Annotated in this window: 6 protein-coding genes; all 6 read right to left on the reverse strand. The window is 41.3% G+C overall.

Annotated elements, in window-relative coordinates:
- Positions 1–185: 185 nt before the first annotated feature.
- A complete protein-coding gene (locus GNF10_RS34955; protein ID WP_185584328.1) occupies positions 186–518 on the reverse strand; it encodes a XisI protein in 333 nt (110 codons plus the stop codon).
- Between the two features lie 75 nt (positions 519–593).
- Positions 594–1,334, reverse strand: a complete 741-nt coding sequence (locus GNF10_RS34960) for an amino acid ABC transporter ATP-binding protein (protein ID WP_185584327.1) — start codon at positions 1,332–1,334, stop codon at positions 594–596.
- A gap of 62 nt (positions 1,335–1,396) precedes the next feature.
- Positions 1,397–2,548 (reverse strand): amino acid ABC transporter permease, encoded by a 1,152-nt coding sequence (locus tag GNF10_RS34965; RefSeq protein ID WP_185584326.1) that lies wholly within the window; start codon positions 2,546–2,548, stop codon positions 1,397–1,399.
- On the reverse strand, positions 2,545–2,787 hold the full coding sequence (locus tag GNF10_RS34970; RefSeq protein WP_185607413.1) for a hypothetical protein: 243 nt from the start codon (positions 2,785–2,787) through the stop codon (positions 2,545–2,547). The genes GNF10_RS34965 and GNF10_RS34970 overlap by 4 nt, the downstream gene beginning before the upstream one ends.
- 5 nt (positions 2,788–2,792) lie before the next feature.
- Positions 2,793–3,719: an amino acid ABC transporter permease gene (locus tag GNF10_RS34975; protein WP_185584322.1), complete on the reverse strand. Its 927-nt coding sequence runs from the start codon at positions 3,717–3,719 to the stop codon at positions 2,793–2,795.
- Between the two features lie 58 nt (positions 3,720–3,777).
- A complete protein-coding gene (locus GNF10_RS34980) occupies positions 3,778–4,854 on the reverse strand; it encodes an amino acid ABC transporter substrate-binding protein (protein WP_185584321.1) in 1,077 nt (358 codons plus the stop codon).
- Positions 4,855–5,173 lie beyond the last annotated feature (319 nt).

The following is a 5,173-nucleotide window of genomic DNA, read 5'->3' on the forward strand; positions in this document are numbered from 1 at the left end:
TGGGAATATGTCCTTCGGTATACTTTTGACTATCTACTTTTCCTAACTCATTAAAAAATGGGCGAACCGGGAGTAATGATGCAGAAGTTCGTCAACTAGATGAACTCATGCAAGTCTACCGATATGGCTTAGTAAGTAAGCAAGAGCTTTAAAAGTAGCTGTTGAACGAAGCTTAAAACCCGTTTTTAACTAACAGCAAAATCTGTATATTTACGCACAGATGGCAACTGGAAACCTAAAACAATATCTTCTTTTGGGATACCTAATTCAACCAATTCATTAGCAATGCCGACCTCTGTCCCATCTTGCTGAATCCAGATTTTCTCGTCAATAATATCTAGATGCAGAACAGGCCCATATATACGGTTTTGCTCCCGCCAACCTACATAAACTAATTGATAATGATCGTGTTCTGTATCAAAAATTGTTTGTGCTTGAATACGATTATCCCAAACAGTACTAGCGTGTTGTTGAAGCAAATTCTTAATATATTGTCGATATTCCTCTAGCTTTGGCATTGTGCGTCGCCTCCATTTCAATAATACATTGACAACTTAGTGAAATGTAGAGAGACGCAAAGTAGCGCAGAGGTTTTAGAGAATTTGTGATAAAAATTTGCGTGTTCTTTCTTCTTTGGGGTGGCTGAAAAATGCGTCAGGGGTGGCTGACTCGACGAGGGAACCGCTATCCATTAAGATAACTCGGTCGGCGACTTCACGCGCAAATCCTACTTCGTGGGTGACGACTACCATTGTCATCCCATCACGGGCGAGATTTCGCATTACATCCAAAACTTCGCGTACCATTTCTGGATCTAAGGCTGAGGTGGGTTCGTCAAACAGCATAATTTTGGGTTGCATGGCTAAAGCACGTGCGATCGCAACCCGTTGCTGTTGTCCACCAGATAACTGTCCTGGATACTTCTGCGCCTGTTCTAAAATTCCTACTCTTTCTAAGAGTTGCATTGCCAATTCTTCAGCTTTTGCCTTTGGTGATCGCCGTACCCAAATTGGTGCTAAAGAGATATTTTGCAGCACTGTCAAATGAGGAAATAAATTAAATTGCTGAAATACCATCCCCACTTCTTTGCGAATCGTTTCAATATTTCGCAAGTCATGGCTAAGGGTAATGCCGTCGATTTCAATTTTTCCTTTTTGGTATTCTTCTAAAGCGTTAAATGTGCGGATAAAGGTAGATTTACCTGAACCAGATGGCCCCATCAATACTACTACTTCTCCACGATTGACTGTCAAGCTCACACCCTGAAGAACGTGGAATTTTCCATACCACTTGTGAACATCTTCAGCAACAATTATCTTTTGTATATCTGACATATTATTCAAAGCCCTAATAATGAATATTAGTTTTATAACAACCAATAACCAATGACCAATGACTAATTATTTAACTGTCTCTCTAACCGCCGAGAAGCTAAGGACATTGAATAACAAAATACCCAGTAAATAAATCCAATAAATATATAAACTTCTGCATACCGACCAATAAATTGTGGTTGTGCCAATATAGAACGGGCAATACCTGTTAGTTCTACTAATCCCACCAAAGATAATAACGAAGTGTCTTTAAATAAGCCGATAAACTGACCAACAATGGCAGGAATAACGGTACGTAAGGCTTGAGGTAAGACAATTAACAAAACCACTAAGGCTGTGTTTAATCCTAGCGCTTTCGCGGCTTCAATTTGACCGCGAGGAACTGACTGGAGTCCACCGCGCACATTTTCTGCCATGTATGCAGCACTAAATAATACTAGTCCAGCAATTGCTCTTAATACCCGATCTAAACGCAAATCTGCTGATAGAAACAATGGGAGCATTACTTGAGCGAGGAACAAAATCCCAATCAGTGGTACTCCTCTGACGATTTCAATGTAGAGGATAGAAAACCAACGGACTACGGGTAAATTGCTTGTGCTTCCTAAAGCCAATAAAACCCCAATGGGAAAGGAAAGCACAATACTGATTGCTGCCATAAGTAGGGTAAGTAGCAAACCGTTCCACAAATTTGTAGATACAGATTGTAATCCAAATCCACCGCCAAGTAGCCAAAGAATAATGGGGAAAGACAGTAACCATAATAGAGAGAGCCAAGGAGTTAGTAACTTAGTAAACTTTCCTCCAACCCAAAAACCTACAAATAGTAAAGCCGCAATTAACAGTAACCAGAGGCGAGATGTAAAGTCTAACGGTAAAGCAACTAACAAAACGCCGATGATAAAAGCAAACAAAGCGGGGAATTGCTTTGTTAATTGTTGCTTACCAAAGAATACACCCGCAGTTACAGCGCCTAAAGTTGAAGCGATCGCTAGCACAATCCAAGTTCGCCAATATAGCGTTTGCGGAAATCTGCCAACTAAAAATAAACGTAAGTTAACCTGAATTACCGCCCACTGTGCTTGAGTAGTTGCCCAAGTTAGAATTCCTCGCAGTATCCAAAAGATTAACGCTAAACAGACAACAGTTAACAAGCTGTTGTACCAAGTACTGAACAGGTTTTTACGTAGCCAAGTTAATTTGTTATTTGTCATTGGTCATTTGTCATTTGTAAAGACTCATACTTCAACCTCAGAAACTCAACTTTCGAGTTCAAAGGTGCAACTTTCGAGTTCAAAGGCTCAACTTCCGAGTTCAAAGGTGCAACTTCCGAGTTCAAAGGCTCAACTTCCGAGTTCAAAGGTGCAACTTCCGAGTTCAAAGGCTTAACTTCCGAGTTCAAAGGCTCAACTTCCGAGTTCAATTGCTTCCTTATCCCCTTTATCTCCCCCATTCCCCTCATCTCTCTTTAATTTGTACGCTGCGATTGAATAAATTCATGACTACAGAGATGGTTAAACTCAGGGTGAGATAGGTGAGCATAATCAGTAATATCACTTCTACGGCTTTCCCAGTTTGGTTAAAGGTAGTGGAGGCGACAAAATAAATATCGGGGTAGCCGATCGCGATCGCTAAACTGGTATTTTTCGTCAAATTCAGATATTGACTCGTCAAGGGTGGAATAATTACCCGCAAGGCTTGGGGAAAAACCACCAACCGCATAACTAACCCTGGTTTTAATCCTAGCGATCGCGCTGCTTCCCATTGTCCCTTCGGTACTGATTGAATCCCACCTCGAACAATTTCGGCAATAAACGCACCTGTGTAAAAAGTTAATCCCAACAGCAAAGCTGAAAACTCTGGTGATAGGGTAAACCAAGGGAGTTGTAAGCCATTTTGACTAACGCCAATAAAGCCCCAAAGGGATATCTTATTTTCTGTTTTCGGGAAACTGAGAAACACAGCAAAGTACCAAAACAGCAATTGCAGCAGTAAGGGCGTATTGCGGAAAACCTCTACATAAACCATTGCGATATTTCGCACCAGCCAATTGTCAGAAAGTCGGGCAATCCCAGCACTTACCCCAACAATGGTTGTCAAAAAAATTCCTGCGATCGCAACTCGCAAGGAGTTAACTAACCCCACCCATAAAGCATGGCTGTAGGTGTCAGTGGGTTTATAGCTAATCAGTGTCTCGCCAATATCAAAAGACGCTTGTTGCTTGAGAAAATCAAATCCAAACGGAATACCCAATTGCCGCAAATTGCGCTGGAGATTGCCCCAGAGTATTACTACTACAATTGCTGCTAAAAATACAGCAATGAGTTGTAAAGCAATACGCCAAAAACGAACATCACGCCATATAGACGGTTTTAAATTAGTCATTTCTTATTTCTCCCCCTGCCTCCCCTGCTCACTGAGCGCAGCCGAAGTGTGCCTTCTTCTACCGAAACGGCGGAGAATAAAGCAGTCCGCCTTTGCTCCAGAGTTGATTTTGACCACGAGCTAGATTCAGTTTTGTTTTGGGGCCGAGATTGCGATCGTAAACTTCGGCGTAGTTACCAACGTGCTTAATTATTCTGGCTGCAAAGTCGTTTGTTAAGCCGAGTCCTTCGCCAAGGTTGCCTTCTGTTCCTAAAAAGCGCTTAATGTCTGGATCGGTACTAGTTGCAAACTGACCTACATTTTGGGAAGTAATACCCAATTCTTCAGCTTTTACCAGAGAATAAACCACCCACTTAACAGCATCTCCCCACCTAATATCTCCTTTGGCAACTGCTGGTGCAAGGGGTTCTGAAGATATCACTTCATTGAGAATCACGTTATCTTCTGGTTTTGGTAAAATTGTCCCCCGTGAAACTAATGCTGAACGGTCAGCCGTAATGCCATCGCAACGACCTTCGGCATAGGTAGCAAAAGTAACATTAACATCTTCAAAGACAACGGGTTTGTAAGTGATCCCTCTTTTCCGCATTTGGTCTGCTAAGTTCTGTTCGGTAGTCGTACCAGTTTGAACGCAGATTGCTTTATCCTTCAGGTCTGCTAGGGACTTAATGTTGCTACTTTTGCGAACCATTATGGCTTGTCCGTCGTAAAAGACCACGGGTGCAAATTCTAGACCTACGGAGGTATCACGACTAAGTGTCCAGGTAGTATTGCGGCTGAGAACATCTACTTCCCCGGTTTGCAAAGCTGTAAACCGTTCTTTGGAATTGAGATTCCGGAATTCTACTGCATCTGGGTTATCAAATAAAGCTGCGGCGATCGCGCGACAGACATCGACATCAATGCCGCTATACTTACCATCAGTCCCCACAAAGCTAAACCCTGGCACTTCGCCACTGACACCGCAAATTAACTGACCACGGCTTTTAATACTATCCCACCGATTCCGAGTTGCTGGTGCAGCTGCATTACTGCCGGGAGTGCTGGGTGTATTTGCTGTTTGCGAATCTCCACTACAAGCAGCGATCGCAAAGACTAGAGGTGCGATCGCTAAAGTTAAAGCTGATTTACGCATAAATTTCATTGATATCGACAATCATAAATGTATTGCTCACTACAATCATTCTATAAAAACAATTTGTTCCTTGTAATATAAAACTTTACCAGCCTTTGTGCTAAATTTATTCCTTTTTAAAAACCGATTTTTAAGTTTTTACTTATTTTTTAAAAGCCTTAGATGATAAGTGTAAATATCTCAAGTGTGCTTGGAGTTACGAGTTTTATTTTGATTTTTGACCTACCATACTTGATATAGAAATACATTCATTAAACTTGGAAGATAATATTAAACTTCAGTTAATTATTTTTATATTCTTCACTGGATAATATTTATA

Origin of the sequence: Nostoc sp. UCD121 (assembly GCF_014222285.1) — a bacterium.
Classification (GTDB): Bacteria; Cyanobacteriota; Cyanobacteriia; order Cyanobacteriales; family Nostocaceae; genus Nostoc.

Coding starts and splice junctions, on each gene's coding strand:
- GNF10_RS34955 (WP_185584328.1), bottom strand. CDS start 518: ATGCCAAAGCTAGAGGAATATCGACAATATATTAAGAATTTGCTTCAA.
- GNF10_RS34960 (WP_185584327.1), bottom strand. CDS start 1,334: ATGTCAGATATACAAAAGATAATTGTTGCTGAAGATGTTCACAAGTGG.
- GNF10_RS34965 (WP_185584326.1), bottom strand. CDS start 2,548: ATGACAAATAACAAATTAACTTGGCTACGTAAAAACCTGTTCAGTACT.
- GNF10_RS34970 (WP_185607413.1), bottom strand. CDS start 2,787: ATGGGGGAGATAAAGGGGATAAGGAAGCAATTGAACTCGGAAGTTGAG.
- GNF10_RS34975 (WP_185584322.1), bottom strand. CDS start 3,719: ATGACTAATTTAAAACCGTCTATATGGCGTGATGTTCGTTTTTGGCGT.
- GNF10_RS34980 (WP_185584321.1), bottom strand. CDS start 4,854: ATGCGTAAATCAGCTTTAACTTTAGCGATCGCACCTCTAGTCTTTGCG.